Source organism: Cytobacillus sp. FSL W8-0315 (assembly GCF_038002905.1).
In the GTDB taxonomy this organism is placed as follows: Bacteria; Bacillota; Bacilli; order Bacillales; family Cytobacillaceae; genus Cytobacillus; species Cytobacillus pseudoceanisediminis.
Window position 1 is genome coordinate 115,736 of the sequence record NZ_JBBOOC010000003.1, and the last position, 22,462, is coordinate 138,197.

Genomic DNA, 22,462 nt, shown 5'->3' on the forward strand with positions numbered 1-22,462 from the left:
CTGGGACATGCTAACTGAACGAACATTTTAAAAGGGATTGGTGATGGAATGTTAAAAGAGAATATCTCTCTCAGCCAGCTGCTGACATTGTTGATCAATTTCCTTTTAGGAAGCGCCATTGTTGTCGGAGTAGGCGGGGATGCCAAGAAGGATGCCTGGATTGCGATCGCAGCCGCCATAATGATAGGGTTTGGAGTCATGCTATTCTATTACCTCCTAATTAGCCGTGTGCCTGGAAAAAATTTTTTCGAGATTATGGAGTTTGGCTTTAAAAGGCCGATTGCAATTATTTTTTCTATTACTTACGTGGTTTATTTCTTATACCTTGCCTGCAGGGTGGTCCGTGATTTTGGCGAATTGATTGCTTCGGCCATTCTGCCGTCGACGCCGATTGAAATTATCTCGCTGACTATCTGTCTGCTGATGGCCTATATTTTATATCTCGGTCTTGAAGTCCTTGGCAGAACCTCGGAAATTTTTACTCCTTATTTATTCGGCTTTTTGTTTCTTTTGACCATCCTATTATTTGCAAGCGGCAATGCCAATTTATATGAGATTAAGCCTGTGCTCGGAGATGGGCTTAAACCGGTTTTGAATGCGCTATTTCCAACTTTGATCGTGTTCCCTTTCGGAGAGCTTATTGCATTTACACTCATTCTTCCAGTTGTAACCAACTTTAAATATTGCCTGCGTGTGTCCATGCTCGGAGTGGGAATTGCAGGTGCGCTTTTATTATTTGCAATGTTTCTGATGATTGTCACACTGGGGGCTGATGCTTTGCAGCGTTCCAATTTTCCCATGCTCAGCTCAGCTCGTGAGGTCTCCATCGGCAATTTCATTGAAAGAATTGATGCACTCGTTGTATTTATTATGATGCTGGGGATTCTGGTAAAGGGTTCTGTGTTCATGTTTGCAGGATTGAAAGGCCTTGAGTACACCTTCCGCCTTCCTTACCGGTATTTTTCATTGCCTGTAGCCATGATTGTTTCATCCTTTTCTATATTAATATCCGTGAACTTCGGTGATCATTGGCAGGAGGGGCTTGAGATGGTCCCATACTTTTTGCACTTGCCATTGCAGTTCGGACTGCCATCACTTCTGCTGATCGCGGTTTTATGGAAGCGGCGAAAGAAAAAGGCTAAACCCGGCGTGAAGGGGATGAAGTTTTGAGTATTCTTAAATCACTATTAAAAATGCGCAAAAAAGAATATCCTGTTCAGCCTCAGGAAGCTGCAAACACTGACCCAGATCTTAAAAGCATGAGCCTGGAACAGCTGAAAAACAGAATAAATGCAGAGTTCGGAAGCACGGTTGATTTAAGCATGGATGAGCTGAAAACAGAAGGGAAAGATGCTTTGCTCATCTACCTTACAACTATGATTGATACAAAGTTATTAAAGGAAACGATTCTTCAATCACTCAGCGGGAAGGAGGATGGCATTGAGTTAACAACGGAGGACGATCTGAAATCACTATGCAAGGAGAAATTCGGAGGGGCAGGCTACCAGCTGGTTGAATCGTTCGATAATATCATTACTGCTCTGCTTTATGGAAACATCATTATCTTTTTTAAAGATATGGAAAAAGCGCTTTCCCTTTCCATGGCTTCAGGTGAAGACCGGTCAGTAACAGAGCCAAGCACCCAGACCGTGATAAGGGGTCCAAAGGATGGGTTTGTAGAATCGATTTCAACAAATGTTCGTCTCCTGAGGAGAAGAATTAAGAACAGAAATCTTCGTTTTGAAAAATTCATCATTGGATCTGAGACTAATACTTCCGTATACATCGGATATATGGAAGGCATATCAAATGAGAAGATCGTCCAGGAAGTCCGCAAAAGGCTTGGTCAAATCAAAGTGAACGCAATCTTTGAATCTGGAAATATTGAAGAGCTGATTGCAGACAAATCCGCTACACCCTTTCCGCTGGCACTGAATACAGAGAGGCCTGATGCCGTGGCATCCAATTTGCTTGAAGGGAAAATTGCCATCCTTGTTGATGGGACTCCTTTTGTGCTGGTGGTTCCGGCTGTTCTGGTAGATTTCTTTTCCATTGCAGAAGATTATTATCAAAACTTCATGATGGGAAGCTTTTTAAGAATGATCAGGTATTTATCGTTTATGATTGCCTTGATTACGCCATCCTTATATGTCGGAATCTTAACCTTTCATCATGAGCTTCTGCCTACACCTCTGCTTCTCGGGATCATTGCACAGCGGGAAGGGGTGCCATTTCCGGCAGTCATTGAAGTGTTATTGATGGAAGTTACCTTTGAGATTCTGCGTGAAGCCGGTGTTCGAATGCCAAGGGCTGTCGGGCAGACTGTTTCAATTGTTGGCGCGCTCGTCATCGGACAGGCTGCAGCTGAAGCAGGGATTATATCGAATATAATGGTCATCATTGTTGCCATTACAGCCATTGCCAATTTTGTATCACCCACTTATAGTTTTGCTGCAGCAGCAAGGCTGTTAAGATTCCTGCTGATCATTGTATCGGCTTTCCTGGGCCTGTATGGGGTCCTGATAGTACTTGTTTTTATTGTCGCCCATTTAAGCTCACTCAGATCCTTTGGCGTTCCGTATCTTTCACCGGTTGCTCCATTTATCATCGAGCAGCAGAAAGATGTCTTTTTCCGATTCCCGGTTTGGAGCATGAGGAAGCGGCCAGCTTATCTAAAGTCACAGAATCCTGAAAAGTTTCCAAAGACCGGGTCGCCTTCTCCTCCTCCAATGGAAGGAGAGCAGTCCAATTGAGAAAATATGGTGTGATGTTTGCCGTTATTTTGACGGCTATTCTGCTTTCAGGATGCTGGGATCAGAGAGAGCTGAGTGAAATAACTGTTGTAACAGGAATGGCTGTGGATAAGGGCGAGGACGATAAGTATATCCTGACTGTAGAAGGCATAAATGCGACAGAATTGAATAACCGCACCGCCAGCGGAAATGCGCCATCTATTGTTTATTCTGCTGAAGGAAACACTCTGGCAGAACTGACCTATAGAGTGAATGAAGGGATATCCAGGCATTTGATCTATTCCCACATGCGCACTTTGATTATTGGGGAGGAACTTGCTAAAGAAGGCATTATTGACTTTATTGATTTTCTGGAGAGAAATCGGGAAATCCGGGATGATTTTAATATATTGATTGCAAGGGGGGGGAAGGGATCGGATGTATTAAAAGTGACGTATCAATTTCAGAAATCTACTTCTTTAAAATTGCACACTCAGCTGGACACCATGATGAAGGATTGGGGGGGAGACCCAGGAGTGAGGATGAATGATGTCATTACAGCCTGGACAGCACCGGGACGTCAGCCTGTAATGGCCGCTGTCAGGATTAAGGGTGACCCGGAAGCTGGCGCGAGTGCGGAAAATATGATGAAGGTCACCCCGGATGCGCTTGTGGTCCTGGACTCACTGGCTATATTCAAAGGTGATAAGCTCGAAGGATTTCTGACACTGGAGGATTCAAGAAATTACTTATGGATTCAGAATAAAATCAATAAAACATCCATTACCGTAAAATGCAGTGAAAGCGAGTATATGGGGCTTAGAGTATATGATACAAGGACAAAGATTAAAGGGAAACTCGAAAATGGGAAAGCAAAGATTAATGTAAAAATCAGAGCAGAGGCATATATTGACGGAACTCATTGCAACAATCAGCTTGATAAAGCAAAGACATATAAAGAAAGTGGAGAAACTGCCCAAAAACAGATTAATGAAATGGTCACAAAAACGATTGAGAAGGTTCAGCAGGAATATGGCACCGATATTTTTGGCTTTGGTGAAGATGTGCTTAGACAGGATTATCAGAATTTCAAAAAAGTCCAGAAAAACTGGGACGAAAAATTTGCTGATGCTGATATAAATGTAGACACAACTTTAATCATTCGGCGAACAGGCATCAGGACTAAAAGCTTTCTGAAGGAAGTAAAATAGAGATTCTTTCCTTCATTGACGCATAAAAGCTGTATTGATATAATTTTTCTATAATTCAGCTAATTTTTGAAGGTCTGGGCATTGTCCAGCCCTTATTTCTTTTAAAGGGGAAAGGCCAAATGAAATTCGAGACTTCTGTTCTGCACTTGAAAAATAAGAGCAAACGCAAGATTAAAAGTAAAGTAACACCGATCTATCAAACTTCCGCCTTCGCATTCAATGATCTGGATGAGCTGGAGGGATTTTATCAGGGAAACGGCAATTATCTTTATTCCCGGGTCGGCAATCCGAATACGGATGAGCTTGGTGAATTAATTGCCACCCTGGAAGGAGCACCGGCCGGGACGGCTGCCTCATCCGGTTTATCCGCCATTCTGGCGGGAGTGCTTGCTGTAGTCAAAAGCGGCGACCATATTGTGGCAGCAGATGACCTGTACGGCGGCAGCTTCCATTTAATCAAGGAAGAGCTGACACAGCTCGGCATAGAAGTAACCGTTGTTCCATTCTCTGATGCTGTGCAGGTGGAGGGAGCCATACAGGAGAATACAAAACTTCTTTATTCTGAATCCATCACAAATCCTTTATTGCGGGTGGAAAACCTTGAAGAAGTCGTCCGCCTGGCGAAGAAGCATAATCTCGTTACCCTGATCGATAATACATTTGCCACTCCATTTCATTGCCAGCCTTATTTGATAGGCATTGATTTAGTCGTCCATAGTGCAACCAAATATCTAGGCGGGCATAGCGATATTACAGCAGGTGTCCTGGCTGGAGATGAAGAGCTGATCGGAAAGGCACGCGGAAAAATTGTAAACCTCGGGGTTAATTTAAGTCCGTTTGAAGCCTGGCTGACATGCAGGGGAGCGAAAACTCTGGCTCTCAGAATGAAGCAGCAGTCAGCAAATGCCGGAAGAGTGGCAAGGGCATTAAGGCAAAATCAAGAAATAAAAAATGTCTATTATCCTTTTCAGCACGGTGAAGAAGGATTCGGCGCCATTGTTACGATTGAATTGGCTGACAGTGCTGATGTGAATGAGTTTTTTAAAGAGCTGGGGTGGATTAAAATTGTGCCGACACTTGCGGGTGTTGAAACGTCCGTATCCCACCCTCTGACCACATCGCACAGGACACTGCCTCCTGAAGTATGCAGGGAACTTGGCATTACTAAGCAGTTGGTCCGGATATCCATCGGAATTGAACATGCGGATGATATTATTGCGCAGCTGAATAAGGCTATTATTCGGAGTCTGGGATGACTATTAGATGCTCTCAAGCTGGTCAAACAGCCAATGCTTCAATAAAACCAACAAGGTAACAGTTAAGACGAAGTTTTTCAGGCTGAATGTCAATTTGCCATCCTTGGGCAGAACAATCCCCATTGAAACCAAGTACCAGAACCACTTCTTATTGGTCAATCTATTCGGGTTAGAGACTTGCCCTTGCTGTTTCTTTTTGTTTTCATGACGGGCCCAAAGAAGCACGATGATGATATCCAGGCAAGAGCCAATGGAAATGGCTGTGATCACAAAGGTATTGGATGGCTGCCATTTCCCTTCATTCTCAGCTGCTTTCATTTCCTGTTTGTTCTTCTGAATCTGGAGTTCTTTTGAAAAAGCAGAAGAAATTTCTGAAGTCTGTTCTTTTTGAAAAGAAGGTTTAAGGGTGACAGCCGCAAAAATTAAACAGCATAATAACGCAAAATAAATAATAAAAAACATAAAAGTTTGCTTGCTGGAATAGTTCTTTTTCATTTGGAAAAACCTCCCTTTAATTTCAACATTTCCAACATCAAAATATTGGAAACTACTGTTGCGAAATATTGAACATTTGTAAAAAAATTCAAGGTGGCAGTTTTCAGGAATGAAGTGATTCCTTCCATTAAATACTAAGGATACAGTATTTGAGGAAGGAGCTGACACTATGCCTGAACTTCCGGAAATGGAAACCTACAGAAGGCTGTTAACGGAGCAGCTGGCCCGTAAAGTCATTACTGATGTAGAAGTAAATCGGGAAAAGTCCATCAACGTGCAGCCTGCCCAATTAAAAAGTCAGCTGATAAATGCACAAATAACCGAAATCACCCGAAGGGCTAAACATCTTATTTTCAAGCTGAGTTCCGGTAAAAATCTTTTGCTGCATCTGATGCTGGGCGGCTGGATGTATATTGGCAATGAAGCGGACAATCCTGACCGCACGAAACAGGTTATTATTTCTTTTGGAGATAAAAAGCTCTATTTTATTGGACTAAGACTTGGCTATCTGCACTTGCTGACAGACACAGAGGTGGAAAAGGAGCTTTCAGATCTTGGGCCGGAGCCTCTGGGTCAAACGCTGGGATTTCCGGCCTTCCGCGAACGGATCGGAACCAGAAGAGGCATGCTGAAAACGACATTCATCAATCAGCAGTTTCTTTCGGGAATCGGCAACTGCTACAGCGATGAAATCTGTTTTGAGGCTGGGCTGCTGCCTATGAGAAAAGCAGATGAATTGGATGAGGATGAAATAAAAATCCTGTATCAGTCCATGAAGGGCGTATTAACCCGGGCCATTCAGTTTGGGGGCTATATGGAAGAGCCTTTGTTTAAAGGAGATGCCAAAACCGGGGGATATAATGAGCAGTGCAGAGTGTATGACAGAGAAGGAGAACCCTGCCTCCGCTGCAGCAGCCCTATAGTGAAAGAAGAAATTTCTTCCCGGAAAACATTCTACTGCGCAAATTGCCAAAACTAAGAAAGAGGCTGCATACTGCAGCCTCTTTTCTCTACTCTTCCGGATCACTCTGAATCCTATCAACTGTCGTGGAATCACTGGAATCCATTGCACCCCTTAAAAAATGGACAAGCATAAATCCGGCCAGTCCCAATGAAACCATAAAACCGATTGTAATTGCCCACATTAGAGCCATCCTTTAACCTCCATATTTTTAAAAGATAGAATTTTGAACGCCGATAACTGTCCAGCGCAAGCAGCCGCCTGCCCACCCAATGCTGCAAGCATGTCTTGTTGCGGCTCCTAGGGACTCTCAGATCTATGCCTTTACTATCAGAAGGATGAACGCCTTCTTACAGGAACCGTCTTATGCCTGAGGCCCGCAGGACAGGGAAGGCTTCGAAAGCATAAACATCGCACGACCGAAAGCGAGTCTGCATACATTTGTGGGCAAGGCGCTTCCGCTTTTCTGAACCAAGAGCGTTTCCTTACTAAAAGGTATATGCCTGAAATCTTCAATCTTTCCCTTTCGATTATTAAAAAAGGAAGGGAACAGGGTGCTGCATATCGAAGTAAAGAAGATGGCATAAAGTGTTTTACAGCCAAAAGCGCTAAAGGAGGGGATCTCTTTTGGATTTCAAAACGGCCGATTTATGTGATGACCACAGCAAAGAACTGCTCATTTGTCAGCAGGAGTTTAAATCTTATGGGCAAAAAAGAAAGTTTTCCGGTCCCATTTCAACGGTTAGAGTGTTTGAAGATAACGTGCTGGTAGTAGAGGCACTGGAGTCCATTCCAGAGGGAAGTGTGCTGGTGGTGGATGGCGGCGGATCAAAAAGATGCGCCTTAATGGGTGACAGGCTTGGTGAAATTGCTCAATCGAGAAAGCTTGCCGGTGTGATCATTTATGGGTGCGTCCGGGATACAGTAGAGCTCGGAAGCCTTGATACAGGCATCCTCGCACTAGGCAGCAATCCTTTAAAAAGCCGAAAAGAAGGAAAAGGGGATCGAAACATCCCAGTTACGTTCGGAGGGATTGACTGGAAGCCGGGAGAATATGTCTATGCAGATGAAGATGGTGTGATTGTCTCATCAAAAGCCCTTGTATAAAGCTGAACACCCGCTGAAAAGCGGGTGTTTCCTTTTTATAGCACTTTCCTGCTTAGCACAGAATACCGTATTAAGAGGGGGTGCACATATGTTTATAATATTTATACTATTTTGGGCAGCCGGCATTTATCTTTTGTTCCGCAGCAGGAATGAGGAAGAAGAGCATTTGATCCTGAAACTGATTGGTTATTATTTGTTAGGCACATTTACTTTTAGCATTAATGGCATTGTATTGCCAGCTGGTTTTATAATCAGTTTATTCCTAAAGCCCCGGCAAAATAGAAGCGTGAAGCGCGGCTCTGCGATCTTCGGGCTGGCAATAATGGTCATCAGCCTTATTTTATAGATGACATTAAATTTGTCAGATTTGGATGCCTGCCTGAATGCAGCTGACAAAGCTATCAGTTCTCTAAAACTGCTTCCTTTTCAATGCTGATTTCTTCCGGCAGCATTGTTGAAGCTTTCGGGACCCTTCGGGGCTCATAGTCAATTTCATCAGAGGAGTATACTCTGATTACCACTTGGCCATGCATAGCTTGTGCCCGAATGAGCAGGGGAGAACTGTAACGGTTTTTAAAGGTGAAATCTGGGCCATACCAGCTTACAGTTGCATCCCGGCCAGGCGGTACATAGGGAACCTTTTTGCTGTGGGAATAACGCTCGATCACTTTGACACCTGCCCGGTCAACTGCATTGAACAGAGTGGAGGATACCTGGCAGATCCCGCCCCCGATATCTTCTGACAGTTCTCCTCTAACGATGACCGGAGCACGCTGATAGCCTTTCCCCGCCGTTCTTTTGCCGACAGCACGGTTAAAAGAAAATACTTCATTCGGAAAAACAACATAATTATCAAGGGCTTCGGCTGCAAGCTGAATATTATGGGAGCGTGAGGTGTTATTCGGATTAAAATACGTAACGTACTGGCCGATCATTTTAACTCGGATATGGGAGATAAGATCACGATCCACTCTCGGGTATACGGGGAGCGTTGGGATCTCAATTCTGGCTGGCCCGTTATTATAAAAATATGTATAAAAAATATCTGTGAATGCTTTGCGGTGCAGTATTTTTCCAGGCTTCTCAGCAACGATGCGTCCGCTTTCGCCTATGTACGCGTTCCTAGGCGGAATATACGTCTGGCGATTTAATTTTTCCAGCAGCTGAGTGAACCGTTCACCGTCCACTAGCGGAAGCCCGGGAAAAGGCATTTCATATTCCGTCCTGTTGACTCTTGCAATGGATTTGCCGTCATTTTCAATGGATAAGTCATCAGGAAGACTGGCAGTTTGTGTTTGTGTTAATAGCATGATCCCCAATACCCATGAGAATTTCATATCGCAGGTGCACCTCCGCCCTTAGTATGGACAGGAGAGAATTGTTTCATGTGCCGAAAAAATGATTGAATATTGGCTTCACTTTGAAGCTGCCATGAAGCTCTGTCATCATGCCCCCGGACTTCTGCATCCTCTGTCCGTTAAAAAGCCCCTGGCACATTCTCCCGGAAGGCCGAATTCTTTAATTGATTAAGGAATATAGTGTAATAAAACTTTAGTGAGGGAATGAGGAATGTGCAGCTAGTCAAGGCAGAAATTACCCGGCTAACCGATTTGCTGAAAAGGAGCCAATCACAGGATGGCTCATGGGCATATCCGTTTGAAATTGGAATCATGACTGATGTTTATATGATTATCCTGCTGAGGACGCTCAAAACGAAGGATGAAGAGCTAATTCGGAAACTGGCGGAAAGAATAGAAAGCCGCCAGGATGAGAGTGGTGCGTGGAAGCTTTTTAGAGACGAAAAAGAAGGAAATCTATCTTTGACCATTGAAGCGTACTACGCCCTTTTGTACTCAGGCTATAGGCAGAAGAATGACCCGGCTCTTTCAGCTGCACGGAAATTTATTTTATCAAAGGGCGGGATAAAAAAAGGAGGAATATTTACGAAAATCATGCTTGCCATGACAGGCCAATATCCATGGCCGGCTGTTTTTCCAGTGCCAATCGAAATAGTGCTGCTTCCTCCATCCAGCCCAATCAGCATCTACCAGCTTTCGAGCTTTGCCAGAATTCATCTCTTGCCGGTGATCCTGCTTGGCAGCAAAAAATTCAGGCGAAGAACGGAAAATAGTCCTGATTTGGATGAAATCTATGGAACAAGGGACAGGGAAGAACTATGGGAAGAAAGCCGTTCTGATGAATGGAGAAAACTTGCTGATATTCTTACCGATATGGCCGAAAGCTTAATTGGATTGCCTGATCGGCTCCGCAGCATGGCATATGAGGGAACAAAGCAATATTTGCTAGAGCGGATTGAACCGGATGGAACATCATTAAATTATTTCAGCAGCACTTTTTATATGATATTTGCCCTCCTCGCTCTCGGCTGCTCTCCAAAAGATCCAGTGATCATCAAGGCGGTAAAGGGATTAAAGGGAATGTCCTGCACAATAGATGGACATATCCATTTTCAGTTAACAGAAGCTAAAGTATGGAATACGGCTTTAATTTCCCACGCTCTCCAGGAGGCAGGTGTAGATGAATCAGATACGGCGATTTTAAACGCGAATAACTATTTGCTTTCAAGGCAGCAAACCCGTCACGGAGACTGGACGGTCCACAACCGCAAGGGGCTTCCTGGAGGCTGGGGATTTTCAGACTTCAATACCATGCATCCCGATGTGGATGATACGACCGCCAGTCTGAGGAGCCTTCACAATCAAACGGGAGCAGCTGCCAAGAAATCCAGGCAGAGAGGAGACCGATGGACTCTATCCATGCAAAACCGTGATGGAGGATGGCCGGCATTTGAAAAAAACGTAGATAACCGCCTTCTGAATCTAATTCCTATTCAAGGAGCAGAGTTTATTCTCACTGATCCGTCCACAGCAGATTTAACTGGCAGAACCATTGAATATTTATGTACTTTCACTACAGGAGCTGAAACTTCAATTAAAAGAGGAATAAGCTGGCTGAAAAAGAATCAGAGAAGAGACGGTTCTTGGTATGGGCGCTGGGGGGTTTGCTATCTGTATGGAACCTGGGCAGCCCTTACCGGCCTCGCCGCTGCAGGGGAAAAGGAAGATGAGAAGTACATCAGAAAAGCGGTTGAGTGGCTGAAGTCTGTCCAGAATGAGGACGGCGGCTGGGGAGAATCCTGCAGAAGCGATATTGAAAAACGCTATGTTCCATTGGGAAGCAGTACATTAACACATACTGCCTGGGCCGTTGATGCTTTAATTGCCGTTTCTCATGAAAACAGCCCTGAGATCAGAAAAGGCATGGCTTTCCTGATTCGCGAAGGCCAAAGAAATGACTGGACGACAAATTACCCAAAAGGTCAGGGAATGGCCGGTTTCCTATACATGCACTATCACAGTTACCGGTATATTTGGCCGCTATTGGCACTAGGCCATTATGAAATGAAATTCATGCAAAAAGGAAGCTCCGAATGATCGGGGCTTCCTTTTTTATTGGCTTATTAATCAGGGTTTTTGCGGATAATTTTGAGGTTTCGCTCATAACTTTGTAATTCCGTCCAAAAAAACAGAATTTTGGCAGCTCACCTATCTTTTCTCCTCATCAACCAGCTGGCAGTCTGCTGAGGAATCATCTTTATTTTTATTAAACAAGAGCTTGTACATAGCCTTCCCGTCACTAAGTGTGCCATCTGCCATATCCATTGGCAGCAGGGCGAAAAAGACGTAATAAAAGGAGAAATATACAAATTGGTACCACAGCATGTTTGCATCCAGAATGCCCAGCCGGATCAGGTAATTCACAATAAAAATACTGCCTATGTTAAAAATAGACCCTCCTAAAAAAATAAGAGATTTGGTCAGTTTATTGCTGTATTTTAATGCTGAAAACTCACATCCTCCATACCAGAAGTAAAACCGTCTAACCTCTAAAAACCTCATTGAGAATAGGATTTTGCCTGTGCCAATGATAACACGGATCCCTTTTCCGCCAAAAATGCCTGCAAAGAATATATGCCCCAATAAATGAATCAGTGTGACCGCCGGGTAAACCACAAAAAAGGCTTGAATAAATTTCAAAAAATCATCATACCCAAACATGGGAGGACCTCCATTTCCATAGCTGTATGAAAAATCTGCGCGATGCAGCTTCATTATTTGTTTGCCTACCCCATGTGTACCCCGCATTTTTCCGCATTAACGTACATTCTTTTTCCATATTTCCCATCTGGGTCGAAAGAGGCCGACTATCTGCTACGTCTCAGGTCTTATTTGAAAATAAAGCTGAGGCTCGTTATAGCATTTACACGAAACAGGTAAGATGAAATCAAGAAAGGAGGAAACGAAAATGAAAAAACTTGGATTACTGATAGCAGGTGGAATTGCAGCCATGGTGCTGGTTTCAAATCTTGGACCAATAGTGGGTCTGGCAGTAAGCGCGGCGATTCTATACTTTGTGTTTAAACAATTTATAAAAGCAGAAAGCACGATGGCAAAAATCGGCTATGGAATCATCGGGTTCATCGCTTTGATGGCAACCGCTTCCAACTTCCCGGCAATTTTAGGGCTTGCAGCTGCATATGTTCTATATCTGGTATATAAAAAATGGAACGATTCAAGCTCAAGTGCAGTGGAAGAGGAAAATGACCCTTTTGCTAACTTTGAAAAGCAATGGGCGGATTTAAACAGAAACTAAAAAAGGAGAGATAGATATGGCAAACCTATTAATTAGAATCAAAGATACAGTAATGGCAGACCTTCACGAAGTGTTGGATAAAAAGGAGAAAAAGAATCCAATCGCACTTTTAAACCAATACCTTCGTGAATGTGAGCGTGAAACCGAAAAGGTCCGCAAGCTTTTGGAACGTCAATATACATTGAAAGAAGAGTTCACTCGAGAATACGAGCAGGCGAAAAACCTTGCAGACAAACGCAAGCGCCAGGCAGAGGTTGCATCGCAGGCAGGTGAGGAAGAACTCTATCAGTTTGCAGCTCAGGAGCAAATGCAGTATGAAGAGCGTGCCAGCCGTTTGAAGGATCTTCTGAACCAGGCTGTACAGCAAATGGGTGACCTTGAAAGAAAATACGAGGAAATGAAGCATAAACTGAAGGATATGCATATCCGCCGCATGGAGCTGATGGGCCGTGAAAACATCACACGCGCAAATCACCAAATGGATAAGGTGCTTGATCAAAACAATGATAAAAACTTTACAAGATTCCAGGAAATCGAATCCTATCTTGACCATCTTGAACATCAGGTGAAAAGCTCCTATCACCGCAGCACAATTGATGCCCGCATCGCACAGCTGGAAAAAGAGCTTGAGAAGAAGCCTGTATTGTAATATTCGAAAATAAGTCAGAAATAGTTTGGAACATGCAATAAAACAAAAATGAAGCCTGCCTGTATTATCTTTTTCCCAAAAAAGATAAAAACTCTTTCTATTTTATGAACAAAAAATGGTATTCTAAAAAGGCGTAGAGATACTGCGCCTTTTAAGTCTATAACTGTTAGCTCCAGCGCCACCCCCTCGAGGTCACAAGCCGAGCCTCTCAAAAAGGCAAAGGACGCCTTTCCGTGAGGCTCGTCTTGTGCTTGTCGGGGGTTAGCACCAAGCAAGGCTTCCTTGGATGTTCTTCGCAGGAACAAGCGTTTTGGCTTGTTCCGAAGGCGCTGCCGCATTTCTTATCATTCCATATACACAAAAGGGGGGATGCCACATGAACATTAACAACAAAAGCGATTATATGAGCTGGATTATCATATTGGGCATTGTCTTTCTCTTTGTGGAAATAGCCTTTTTTAATAGCGGTGTGATATTCTCTCTTCTTGTGCCAATTGGAATGGTATATATCGGAAGGAAGAGGATGCCTAAGAGCTCCGGAAAATGGCTTTTCTGGCTGGGGCTAATTTTTCTGCTCATCAATATTTTCAGCATGATGACGCTGAAATTTTTCCTCCTGGCGATTTTGATTCACCTGCTGATTCAGTTTGGGCAGTCCAAAAAGGATCCTAAACGGATTCAGCCGGAGTTCAATGAACCGGCAGTAAATCTCCAGAAAGAAACAGTCATAAAGAAGAGTCCTCTTTTTTCCAATATATTTGTCGGCCAGCAAAAAACACCTGAGCAAGTATACGAATGGAATGATATCAATATCCAGACCGGTATTGGTGATACGGTCATAGATTTAAGCTATACGGTTATTCCCAAGGGAGAAACCGTTATTTTCATCCGGAACTTCATCGGAAACGTGCAGGTGCTTGTTCCCTATGACGTTGAGGTTAGTGTCAGCCATTCAGCTATTGTGGGTAAGGCCAGAATATTAGAGCACGAGGAATCAAAGATGTTTAACCAGCTCCTTCAGCTTCAGACTCCCGGCTATGATCAATCAGGACAGCGCGTTAAGATTTTCACTTCACTTGCAGTAGGGGATATCGAGGTGAAGCGCGTATGAGTATCATTCAGCGGCAAATTGCATGGGGAGCGGGCATGTCCCTTTGTATTCTTGCTGTTTTGACAGCTTCTTTTTTTACGATGTTTCCCATTCCCGGATGGCGGGATCTGTGGGAAACGGAAATACTCGATATTCCGTTTATCCTATTTGTGCCGAGCGTAAGCCTGGCTCTTGGCCTGATTTTTGGATTATTGTCAGGCATTTACTGGCGCCGGCAGCTTTTTGCCGTAGATACAATGCTCCACCAGGTGGAGGAAGGCCGTCAATTGGATGTGCAGGAAACAGGTAAAGAATTGCATTCCATAGCAGTCAGGGCCGAGAAGATTCAACAGCATATGGCAGATCAGGCAAAGATTTCTCAAAAGCTGGCAAATGAAAAAGCGGAAGATTTCGAGAACAGGATGCAGGAAATTGTTTCCCAGGAACGGAACAGGCTTGCACGCGAGCTTCACGATTCTGTCAGCCAGCAGCTGTTTGCAGCATCCATGATGATGTCTGCGATTACTGAAACCCAGCAGGATCCGGAAGAAAGGCAGGCAAAGCAGCTGAAAATGGTGGAAGAAATGATCCATCAATCACAGCTGGAAATGCGAGCCCTGCTGCTGCACCTTCGTCCAGCGGCCCTTAAGGGCAAAAGCCTGCAGGAAGGAATTGAAGAGCTTCTGGTCGAATTGCTTCAAAAAGTAGCGATGGAGATTGAATGGAAGGTAGAGGATTTTCCGCTTGATAAAGGGGTGGAAGACCACCTATTCCGCATCCTCCAAGAAGCGGTGTCCAATACACTCCGCCATTCCAAATCGCAAAACCTTGAAGTGCTCCTGATTCAAAGAGATGATTATGCCATACTCCGTGTAGCTGATGATGGAGTCGGTTTTGATGTAGAGGAGACGAGGGCTGGCTCCTACGGTTTGCAGAACATGTATGAACGTGCCGCTGAAGTTGGCGGAAGCATGAAAATCATCAGTGTAAGAAACAAAGGAACCCGTCTTGAAGTTAAGGTTCCGATTATGTAAATAATGTCTGCTGTTAGGCAAGACTAAATTCTGAGGGTGAGGCCAATGATTAAAGTTTTATTTGTGGATGACCATGAAATGGTTCGGATTGGAGTGTCTTCCTACCTTACGGCACAGCCGGATATTGAGGTTATAGGAGAAGCGGATAACGGGAAAACAGCTATTGATCTGGCACTCGAATTGAGGCCGGATATCATTTTGATGGATCTTGTTATGAAAGAAATGGATGGTATTGAAGCGACAAGAAGAATCATCGAGAAATGGCCGGAAGCTAAGATCATTATTGTGACAAGCTTCCTTGATGATGAAAAGGTTTATCCGGCTTTGGAGGCAGGGGCGACAAGCTATATGCTGAAAACCTCGAAAGCCAGTGAGATAGCTGAGGCAGTCCGTTCGACCTATCATGGACAATCGGTGCTGGAACCGGAAGTGACCGGCAAAATGATGGTGAAAATGAGGCAGAAAAATCACCAGCTGCCCCATGAAGAGCTGACAAGCCGCGAGATGGAAATCCTTCTTTTAATGACACAAGGCAAAACGAATCAGGACATCGCCGACGAACTTTTCATTGCCTTAAAAACAGTCAAAACACATGTAAGCAATATATTAAGCAAGCTGCAGGTGCAGGACAGAACCCAGGCAGTCATTTATGCCTTCAAGCACTCGCTGGTTAAATAATGTTCTGGAGAGCTAATTGTGATATTAGCTCTTTTTATTTTGCCTGAATGATGAACCAGAAAAAAATGATTCAGAATCTGTTCATGAGGGTAACAATAAAACCAAACAAAAAAATTTGGCGGTGATGAAATGTCTGTGATTGCTTTATTGAAAAAAGGAAATAAATCATCGGGAATGGCAGCAATCGGAAATACGGCACTGGCGATTGCTAAAGGGCTGGCAGCTTTTGCAAGCGGCAGCGGGGCCATGCTTGCCACAACCCTCCATTCCCTTGCTGATGCACTGAACCAGGGGTTTGTGTTTTTTGGCAGTGCGCTTGCCGAAAAGGCGCCAACCAAAAGGTTCCCCACAGGATTTGGCCGGGTGATCAACCTGTTCGTATTAATTGCTGTTATCGTTATTTCCATCATGGCCTATGAAACGATACATAAAGGCTGGGAATTGATTCAGCATCCAAAGGAATCAACCGACCTCTGGCTCAATGTAGGAGTTATGCTTCTTGCCGTTGCTGTCGATGGTTTTATTTTATTAAAAGCCATGAAGGAAATCGGCCATGAAACCAGGAATCCTGCCAAAGGATTTGGCATTGTTCCTGTTGCCTTTAAAAATGTCAGGCTAGCCTCCCCTCCAACACGGCTGGTCTTTTATGAAGATATTATTGCGACATTTGGCGCCTTGCTTGCCCTTGTTTCGATATTAATTGCTCATTTTACAGGACTTTACTTCCTGGATGGAGTCGGCACAATTTTAATTGGACTGCTTTTGGTGGGGATCGCTGTAAAAATCGGATTTGAAAATACGCTAGGCCTGATTGGTGTAGCGGCACCAAAAGATATTGAAGACCGTATCGCCCAAATTATTCTCGGAGATCCTCAGGTCGTGGATATTAAACAGCTGCGGCTGATTCAGGAGGGAAGAAGATATCATGTGGAAGGTTACATTGAGCTGGTCGAAGGCCTCACGCTTGCCGATGCGGATGATATAAAAATTGGTGTTAGAGATCAGCTGCTTGATGACCCTGATATCAGTGATGTAACACTTGGTATTCTTGAGACAGATCAAATCCAGACGTGGAAATAATATTGAAAAGGAAGCCCGCACTAAAGGCTTCCTTTTTTAGCGCTCATTATGCTGGAAAAATACCCATTGCTTTTAAATTGAAGAAATATTAAAATAAAACTAACTTATTTGAAATGGAGGTGGAGAAGAGATGAGTGGAACTGTTTTGGCACGAGGTGAATGGATTGAATTCCTGACAATTTACCGTGCGATTTTTCATGGTTTTGCTGTTAACGGGACAAGTCTGTCCTTTTTTAGCAAATTTTATATGAAAACAAAACAGTGAGAACATTTCTTTTACGCCATTATATAGAACGGTGAAGGGAGCTTCTTCAAGCTCTCTTTTTTTATCCCGTTTCATTGCGGTTAGCTTTGCAGCAAGATTAAGAAATCTTGTTGCACCAAGCTTCCGATAAAAGTCCGATTAAATGAACTCAGTATAAAGCAGCCGCATTTTGGCAGCAGCTGAGTGGCCGGCGCATTGCCGTACAGCTAACTGTGAGCAGAAAATCGTCCAGTGAAAGCTTCATTTTATCAGATTTTACCCAGGCCATAGGAGTATGTTTCCTATGGCTTTTTTATGTATATTTTTATAAATTTGGAGGAAATATCTATGATCGCATGCAGCGCACAGCAAGTCGGAAAAAGTTACGGCGGAAATACCGTGTTTGAAAATATATGCTTTGAAATTCATGAGAGGGACAGGGTTGGTTTGACAGGAAGAAATGGAAGCGGAAAAACGACTCTGTTTAAATTGCTGGCTGGAGCAGAAGTCCCGGATACAGGCAAGATTCATTGGCGAAAGGGGTGTGAGATTGGCTATCTGGCACAAATTCCGGACTATCCGGCAGGTATGAAGGCAATTGATGTTTTAAAAACAGCTTTTACTTATCTGCTGGAGATGGAAAAAACAATGAAGAAAATGGAACAGCAATTGGCAAATGAAAATGTTCCGGATCAATTAAATAAACTTATTGGAGAGTATGGAGAGCTGCAGGATCAGTTTGCACTGAACAATGGTTATGAAATGGATAGCCAGATAGAACGCATCTCAAATGGCCTTGATATCAGCAGTCTTCTGAACAAGGATTTCAGCATTCTAAGCGGTGGTGAAAAAACAAAGGTATGTCTCGCCCACATGCTCCTGAAAAGCCCGAATCTGCTTCTGCTGGATGAGCCGACCAACCACCTGGATATTAAGGCAGTGGAATGGCTGGCTGATTTTATAAAGAATTATGAAGGGACAGTAGTGCTCATTTCACATGATCGCTATTTTTTAGATGAAACGGCCGGCAGGATTCTGGATTTGGAAGGTGGAGAGATCACTCTTTACCAGACAAACTATTCAGGCTTTGTAAAAGAGAAAGAAGAAAGGCTAATGAGAGAGTTTCAGCAATATGAGGAGCAGCAAAAGAAAATCAAGAAGATGAAGGAAGCCATCAAGAGGTTAAGAGAGTGGGCCAATCAATGCACTCCGCCTAACGCGGGCCTTCATAAACGGGCAAGCAGCATGGAAAAAGCCCTCCATCGGATGGAGAAGCTGGACCGGCCTGTATTAAACCGCAAAAAAATGAATATGGATCTTGAAGCATCTGAACGGAGCGGAAAAGATGTGGTCTTGATGAAAGAAGTAAGCAAGTCTTTTGGGAGTAAGCACTTATTCCAAAACGTCAGCATACACATCCAATTCCGCGACCGGACAGCTATTGTGGGGGATAATGGGACTGGAAAATCGACTTTGGTCAAAATGATCCTGGGAGAGCTAGAACCTGATGCAGGGGAAATTCGCAGAGGGAGCAACCTGAAAGTCGGCTATTTGTCACAGCATGTTTTCGCAGATGCAGATGATCAATCGGTGATTGATGCCTTTAGGGAAGGGCTTGCTGTAACAGAGGGAGAGGCACGCCATATTCTGGCCGGTTTCCTCTTTTATGGCTACACTGTTTTTCGTAAAGTTTCACAATTGAGCGGCGGTGAAAAAATGAGGCTTCGTTTGGCTCAGCTTATGCACAGGGACATTAACTTTCTTATTCTTGATGAACCGACCAATCATCTTGATATCGAATCTAGAGAGGTACTCGAAGAGGCATTGGAAGAATTCAATGGAACCATTTTGGCTGTCTCCCATGATCGTTACTTTATCAATCGAATATTCAGCAAAATATACTGGATTGATCAAAAAGAACTTCATTACTATGAAGGGAATTATGATCGGGCCAGAAAGAAAATGGATGAGAAGTGGAGAGCAGTGATGGAAGTTCCTCCTGTGAAAAAGGCTAAAATAGCAGCTGTTTCTCCGAAAAAAAAGGATAAAGTGCAGGAAACAGAGGAATTGGAAAACGCAATTGAACAACTTGAAACAACTCTTATGAAATTAGAAACGGTTCTGGAATCGGAAATGGACCTGGAGAAACTGCAAACATTTTATAATGAAAAAGAAGAGCTTGAAAAGAAGAGGGAAGAGCTGTACAGGAAATTGGATGCTATTTTATAAAGAAAAGTTAAGGCTAACAAATGAGTTAGCCTTTTTTTATGCATTTTATCGAATGAATATAAATTTTTTTCAAATAAACCTTTCAGTTTTCATCTATTTCCTGTATAGTAATATACAAATTTGAATAATTATTTAAATCTGAATAATTTCACGAGATTTTCTTTTAATAATAAGATCTTTCAAAAGAAGAACCGCTATTCAATATTGAATAATTTTTTCGGAGGACCCAAATGAACAGCTTTTTCATGGATTGGAATAATGACAAAGAAGTCATATCTTCAATGGAAGAAGACATTATGGTTACTAATGCAGACGGCATAATTATAAAAGTCAGTAAAGGCAGCGGCAGTCATTATGGCGTTGAACCGGAATCTCTACTCGGCGAATCTGTTTATGATCTGGAAAGAAAAGGGGTCTTCAAGCCTGCGATTACTCCTGAAGTATTAAAGAAAAAGAAAAAAGTCATTCTAGTGCAAAAAGCCGGCTCAGGAAAAAAGATCCTGGTTACTGGTATTCCCGTATTCAATGAAACTGGAAAAATCGAACATATTGTCAGCTATTCCTACGATGTTTCAGAGCTTCTTGTTATAAAAGAATACCTGAACAGTGTCGAAGAAGAAATGGCAAGGGTGAAGAGCGAGCTGGATCTCCTGCGCAATAAGAGCATCAAATTGGATGGCATGATAGCTGACAGTCTGGCGATGAAAAATATAGCCGAAACCATCAGAAGAATCCGGGATGTAGATGTCACAGTCCTGCTCCTGGGTGAATCTGGTGTCGGAAAATCGGCTCTCGCCAAATGGATTCATCAAAACAGTACGAGAAAAGACGGACCGTTCATAGAAGTAAACTGCAGTGCCATTCCAGAATCCATCTTTGAAGCTGAGTTTTTCGGGTATGAAGGCGGTGCTTTTACAGGGGCAAAGAATAAAGGAAAAATGGGATTTGCTGAAATGGCAAAAGGAGGCACGCTATTTCTTGATGAAATTGGCGAACTTTCAGCCCATCTGCAGGCAAAGCTGCTGAAATTCATACAAGACAAGCAGTTTTATAGAGTGGGAGGAACAAAGCCTGTTCAGGCAGACTTTCGGCTCCTTGCGGCTACAAATAAAGATCTCGAGAAAGCAGTTGAATCCAAGGATTTCAGGCAGGACTTATTCTTCCGGCTGAACGTGGTGCCATTGAAGATACCGCCTTTAAGGGAGAGGAAAGAGGATTTGTTTACGCTCATTCATTATTTTCTCCACTCTATCTCCAAACGGCATAATCGGGAAAGGCAGCTGGAAAGACCCCTGGTCGATCACTTACTGCAGCTGGAATGGAAGGGAAACGTAAGAGAACTTGAAAACCTGATGGAACGCCTTATCGTGACAAGCACCAGCCTGATGATCACGAAAGAGGACCTGCCTTATGAATACCATATGCAAGGAAAAAAAGATGGTTTTATAGATTTTGAGGGGCAATCTCTTCCTGCTATTTTGGAAGATGTAGAGAGGAAAGTATTAATCAATGCAAGGAAGCGTTACCGAACCACTACTGAAATAGCGGGGGCCCTGGGGATCAGTCAGCCTTCAGTAGTAAGAAAATTAAAAAAATATGATTGTTAATACATACTTTGGCATGAATATTGCATTAAAGAATAGCAGAGCAAATATAGCATTTACATCTTATGCAGGATTCAGGAGGGGTTAGTATGAACGAAGAAAATTGGAGTCATCTTGTCGGAAATATTTCAAACTTATTGGCACCAAGCATGGCAAAGGACCACCCGAATTTGCCGGTGGTCAAGGCGGAAGGCTGCTATTACTACGGAGTCGACGGAAAAGAGTATTTGGATTTTACATCAGGAATTGCAGTGGAGAATGTTGGCCATCGTCATCCTAAGGTTGTACAGGCCATTAAAGACAGTGCAGATCATTTGGTGCACGGCCCGTCAGGCGTTATCATCTATGAATCAATTTTGCGGCTCGCAGATGAACTTGGAAAAATCACGCCGGGAAATCTGGATTGCTTTTTCTTTGCAAACAGCGGGACAGAGGCAATTGAGGGTGCAATTAAATTGGCAAAGTATGTTACGCGGAGGCCCTATGTTGTCTCCTTTACAGGCTGTTTCCATGGAAGGTCGATGGGGGCACTCAGTGTATCTACATCGAAGAGCAAATACCGCAAGTTTCAGCAGCCGTCCTGGCTGACCTATCAGCTTCCATATGCGGATGAGCGCGATTGCCCTTTTGGTGAAGATCCTGAGGAGTACTTCCCAAGAAAGCTGGAAAAGGATGCTGAAACCCTGTTCAAGCATCAGGTGGACCCTGAAGAGGTTGCCTGCATGATCATTGAACCGGTTCTAGGAGAAGGAGGCTATATCATTCCTCCGAAGAAATGGATGCTGAAGATCAGGGAAATATGTGACCGGCATGGAATCCTGCTGATATTTGATGAAGTGCAAACAGGCTTTGGGCGTACTGGAGAATGGTTTGCCGCTCAGGCATTTGATGTTGTGCCGGATATCATGGCGATTGCAAAAGGAATCGCGGCAGGGCTGCCGTTAAGCGCAACTGCAGCATCAAAAGAACTGATGGAAAAATGGCCGCTGGGTGCCCATGGAACAACCTTCGGCGGAAATCCGATTGCCTGCTCTGCAGCTTTAGCTTCTCTTGAAATACTAAAAACGGAGAATCTTTTGGAAAACGCAAAGCAGATGGGAGAGTATGCATTAAAGAAATTACAGGATTTAAAAGCCGAACATCCTGCAATTGGCAGTGTCAGAGGGCTGGGACTGATGATTGGCATTGAAATAATCGATCCGCAAACCGGAAAACCGGATGGAAAAGCGGTAATGGATATTCTGAACTCTTCACTTGATAAAGGCGTCCTCTTCTATCTCTGCGGAAATTCAGGGGAAGTGATTCGGATGATTCCGCCGCTTATCGTAACAAAGGAGCAAATCGACCAGGGACTGAAAGTATTGGAAGAAGCACTTACAGAGCATGAAGCAGTTGTTTCCAATTCATAAGGAGGTATG

Annotated in this window: 22 protein-coding genes; 18 read left to right on the forward strand and 4 right to left on the reverse strand. The window is 43.6% G+C overall.

Going from position 1 to position 22,462, the window contains the following annotated elements; translation table 11 throughout:
- Positions 1-48: 48 nt before the first annotated feature.
- From MKY20_RS26330 to MKY20_RS26345, 4 genes are all read left to right on the forward strand, one after another.
- Positions 49-1,170, forward strand: a complete 1,122-nt coding sequence (locus MKY20_RS26330; protein WP_009334982.1) for a GerAB/ArcD/ProY family transporter — start codon at positions 49-51, stop codon at positions 1,168-1,170.
- Entirely contained in the window at positions 1,167-2,753 is a 1,587-nt protein-coding gene (locus MKY20_RS26335; RefSeq protein WP_019382589.1) for a spore germination protein, read from the forward strand. Before MKY20_RS26330 ends, MKY20_RS26335 begins: the two co-directional genes overlap by 4 nt.
- Positions 2,750-3,943: a Ger(x)C family spore germination protein gene (locus tag MKY20_RS26340; RefSeq protein WP_251174003.1), complete on the forward strand. Its 1,194-nt coding sequence runs from the start codon at positions 2,750-2,752 to the stop codon at positions 3,941-3,943. Before MKY20_RS26335 ends, MKY20_RS26340 begins: the two co-directional genes overlap by 4 nt.
- Before the next feature lie 119 nt (positions 3,944-4,062).
- Positions 4,063-5,199, forward strand: coding sequence for a trans-sulfuration enzyme family protein (locus tag MKY20_RS26345; protein ID WP_251174002.1), 1,137 nt, complete (start codon positions 4,063-4,065; stop codon positions 5,197-5,199).
- Between the two features lie 3 nt (positions 5,200-5,202).
- Here MKY20_RS26345 and MKY20_RS26350 read toward each other — a convergent pair whose 3' ends face one another.
- The gene (locus MKY20_RS26350) at positions 5,203-5,694 is read right to left on the reverse strand and encodes a hypothetical protein (RefSeq protein WP_251174001.1); all 492 of its coding nucleotides are present in this window, start codon (positions 5,692-5,694) and stop codon (positions 5,203-5,205) included.
- Positions 5,695-5,863: 169 nt separating this feature from the next.
- On the opposite strand from MKY20_RS26350, the gene mutM reads away from it, so the two are divergent.
- Positions 5,864-6,673, forward strand: coding sequence for a bifunctional DNA-formamidopyrimidine glycosylase/DNA-(apurinic or apyrimidinic site) lyase (gene mutM / locus MKY20_RS26355; RefSeq protein ID WP_251174000.1), 810 nt, complete (start codon positions 5,864-5,866; stop codon positions 6,671-6,673).
- Positions 6,674-6,704: 31 nt separating this feature from the next.
- Here the strand turns inward: mutM and MKY20_RS26360 are convergent, their stop codons facing one another.
- Positions 6,705-6,848, reverse strand: a complete 144-nt coding sequence (locus MKY20_RS26360; RefSeq protein WP_251173999.1) for a hypothetical protein — start codon at positions 6,846-6,848, stop codon at positions 6,705-6,707.
- Between the two features lie 434 nt (positions 6,849-7,282).
- Here MKY20_RS26360 and rraA point away from each other — a divergent pair, with 434 nt between their 5' ends.
- On the forward strand, positions 7,283-7,762 hold the full coding sequence (rraA, locus tag MKY20_RS26365) for a ribonuclease E activity regulator RraA (protein ID WP_251173998.1): 480 nt from the start codon (positions 7,283-7,285) through the stop codon (positions 7,760-7,762).
- A gap of 88 nt (positions 7,763-7,850) precedes the next feature.
- Positions 7,851-8,108: a hypothetical protein gene (locus tag MKY20_RS26370; RefSeq protein WP_251173997.1), complete on the forward strand. Its 258-nt coding sequence runs from the start codon at positions 7,851-7,853 to the stop codon at positions 8,106-8,108.
- A gap of 55 nt (positions 8,109-8,163) precedes the next feature.
- Here MKY20_RS26370 and MKY20_RS26375 read toward each other — a convergent pair whose 3' ends face one another.
- Positions 8,164-9,099 (reverse strand): VanW family protein, encoded by a 936-nt coding sequence (locus MKY20_RS26375; RefSeq protein ID WP_009334971.1) that lies wholly within the window; start codon positions 9,097-9,099, stop codon positions 8,164-8,166.
- 225 nt (positions 9,100-9,324) lie between these two features.
- Between MKY20_RS26375 and shc the strand changes: the two genes are divergently transcribed.
- Positions 9,325-11,217, forward strand: coding sequence for a squalene--hopene cyclase (gene shc / locus MKY20_RS26380; RefSeq protein WP_341004345.1), 1,893 nt, complete (start codon positions 9,325-9,327; stop codon positions 11,215-11,217).
- 111 nt (positions 11,218-11,328) lie between these two features.
- On the opposite strand, the gene MKY20_RS26385 is transcribed toward shc, so the two are convergent.
- On the reverse strand, positions 11,329-11,841 hold the full coding sequence (locus MKY20_RS26385; RefSeq protein WP_009334968.1) for a hypothetical protein: 513 nt from the start codon (positions 11,839-11,841) through the stop codon (positions 11,329-11,331).
- Between the two features lie 247 nt (positions 11,842-12,088).
- On the opposite strand from MKY20_RS26385, the gene MKY20_RS26390 reads away from it, so the two are divergent.
- The 10 genes from MKY20_RS26390 (at position 12,089) to MKY20_RS26435 (ending at position 22,453) form a co-directional block, all read left to right on the forward strand.
- The gene (locus MKY20_RS26390) at positions 12,089-12,436 is read left to right on the forward strand and encodes a lmo0954 family membrane protein (RefSeq protein ID WP_009334967.1); all 348 of its coding nucleotides are present in this window, start codon (positions 12,089-12,091) and stop codon (positions 12,434-12,436) included.
- A gap of 16 nt (positions 12,437-12,452) precedes the next feature.
- Positions 12,453-13,085, forward strand: coding sequence for a PspA/IM30 family protein (locus tag MKY20_RS26395; protein WP_341004346.1), 633 nt, complete (start codon positions 12,453-12,455; stop codon positions 13,083-13,085).
- A gap of 376 nt (positions 13,086-13,461) precedes the next feature.
- The gene (gene liaF / locus MKY20_RS26400) at positions 13,462-14,196 is read left to right on the forward strand and encodes a cell wall-active antibiotics response protein LiaF (RefSeq protein ID WP_009334965.1); all 735 of its coding nucleotides are present in this window, start codon (positions 13,462-13,464) and stop codon (positions 14,194-14,196) included.
- Positions 14,193-15,209 (forward strand): sensor histidine kinase, encoded by a 1,017-nt coding sequence (locus tag MKY20_RS26405; protein ID WP_251173995.1) that lies wholly within the window; start codon positions 14,193-14,195, stop codon positions 15,207-15,209. Before liaF ends, MKY20_RS26405 begins: the two co-directional genes overlap by 4 nt.
- 45 nt (positions 15,210-15,254) lie before the next feature.
- Entirely contained in the window at positions 15,255-15,887 is a 633-nt protein-coding gene (locus MKY20_RS26410; RefSeq protein WP_251173994.1) for a response regulator transcription factor, read from the forward strand.
- A 129-nt stretch (positions 15,888-16,016) separates the two neighbouring features.
- The gene (locus MKY20_RS26415) at positions 16,017-16,967 is read left to right on the forward strand and encodes a cation diffusion facilitator family transporter (protein ID WP_071155820.1); all 951 of its coding nucleotides are present in this window, start codon (positions 16,017-16,019) and stop codon (positions 16,965-16,967) included.
- Between the two features lie 130 nt (positions 16,968-17,097).
- Entirely contained in the window at positions 17,098-17,232 is a 135-nt protein-coding gene (locus tag MKY20_RS26420) for an RAxF-45 family protein (RefSeq protein WP_284521346.1), read from the forward strand.
- A gap of 327 nt (positions 17,233-17,559) precedes the next feature.
- Positions 17,560-19,440 (forward strand): ribosomal protection-like ABC-F family protein, encoded by a 1,881-nt coding sequence (gene abc-f / locus MKY20_RS26425; RefSeq protein ID WP_251173993.1) that lies wholly within the window; start codon positions 17,560-17,562, stop codon positions 19,438-19,440.
- A 230-nt stretch (positions 19,441-19,670) separates the two neighbouring features.
- The gene (locus MKY20_RS26430; protein WP_341004348.1) at positions 19,671-21,047 is read left to right on the forward strand and encodes a sigma-54 interaction domain-containing protein; all 1,377 of its coding nucleotides are present in this window, start codon (positions 19,671-19,673) and stop codon (positions 21,045-21,047) included.
- Positions 21,048-21,133: 86 nt separating this feature from the next.
- Positions 21,134-22,453, forward strand: a complete 1,320-nt coding sequence (locus MKY20_RS26435; RefSeq protein ID WP_217025774.1) for an aspartate aminotransferase family protein — start codon at positions 21,134-21,136, stop codon at positions 22,451-22,453.
- Positions 22,454-22,462 lie beyond the last annotated feature (9 nt).

What these genes read in the sequence shown, in the direction of transcription:
- MKY20_RS26330 (WP_009334982.1), top strand. Translation starts at nt 49, where the DNA reads ATGTTAAAAGAGAATATCTCTCTCAGCCAGCTGCTGACATTGTTGATC.
- MKY20_RS26345 (WP_251174002.1), top strand. Translation starts at nt 4,063, where the DNA reads ATGAAATTCGAGACTTCTGTTCTGCACTTGAAAAATAAGAGCAAACGC.
- MKY20_RS26350 (WP_251174001.1), bottom strand. Translation starts at nt 5,694, where the DNA reads ATGAAAAAGAACTATTCCAGCAAGCAAACTTTTATGTTTTTTATTATT.
- mutM (WP_251174000.1), top strand. Translation starts at nt 5,864, where the DNA reads ATGCCTGAACTTCCGGAAATGGAAACCTACAGAAGGCTGTTAACGGAG.
- MKY20_RS26360 (WP_251173999.1), bottom strand. Translation starts at nt 6,848, where the DNA reads ATGGCTCTAATGTGGGCAATTACAATCGGTTTTATGGTTTCATTGGGA.
- MKY20_RS26370 (WP_251173997.1), top strand. Translation starts at nt 7,851, where the DNA reads ATGTTTATAATATTTATACTATTTTGGGCAGCCGGCATTTATCTTTTG.
- MKY20_RS26375 (WP_009334971.1), bottom strand. Translation starts at nt 9,099, where the DNA reads ATGAAATTCTCATGGGTATTGGGGATCATGCTATTAACACAAACACAA.
- shc (WP_341004345.1), top strand. Translation starts at nt 9,325, where the DNA reads ATGAGGAATGTGCAGCTAGTCAAGGCAGAAATTACCCGGCTAACCGAT.
- MKY20_RS26385 (WP_009334968.1), bottom strand. Translation starts at nt 11,841, where the DNA reads ATGTTTGGGTATGATGATTTTTTGAAATTTATTCAAGCCTTTTTTGTG.
- MKY20_RS26390 (WP_009334967.1), top strand. Translation starts at nt 12,089, where the DNA reads ATGAAAAAACTTGGATTACTGATAGCAGGTGGAATTGCAGCCATGGTG.
- MKY20_RS26395 (WP_341004346.1), top strand. Translation starts at nt 12,453, where the DNA reads ATGGCAAACCTATTAATTAGAATCAAAGATACAGTAATGGCAGACCTT.
- liaF (WP_009334965.1), top strand. Translation starts at nt 13,462, where the DNA reads ATGAACATTAACAACAAAAGCGATTATATGAGCTGGATTATCATATTG.
- MKY20_RS26405 (WP_251173995.1), top strand. Translation starts at nt 14,193, where the DNA reads ATGAGTATCATTCAGCGGCAAATTGCATGGGGAGCGGGCATGTCCCTT.
- MKY20_RS26410 (WP_251173994.1), top strand. Translation starts at nt 15,255, where the DNA reads ATGATTAAAGTTTTATTTGTGGATGACCATGAAATGGTTCGGATTGGA.
- MKY20_RS26415 (WP_071155820.1), top strand. Translation starts at nt 16,017, where the DNA reads ATGTCTGTGATTGCTTTATTGAAAAAAGGAAATAAATCATCGGGAATG.
- MKY20_RS26420 (WP_284521346.1), top strand. Translation starts at nt 17,098, where the DNA reads ATGAGTGGAACTGTTTTGGCACGAGGTGAATGGATTGAATTCCTGACA.
- abc-f (WP_251173993.1), top strand. Translation starts at nt 17,560, where the DNA reads ATGATCGCATGCAGCGCACAGCAAGTCGGAAAAAGTTACGGCGGAAAT.
- MKY20_RS26430 (WP_341004348.1), top strand. Translation starts at nt 19,671, where the DNA reads ATGAACAGCTTTTTCATGGATTGGAATAATGACAAAGAAGTCATATCT.
- MKY20_RS26435 (WP_217025774.1), top strand. Translation starts at nt 21,134, where the DNA reads ATGAACGAAGAAAATTGGAGTCATCTTGTCGGAAATATTTCAAACTTA.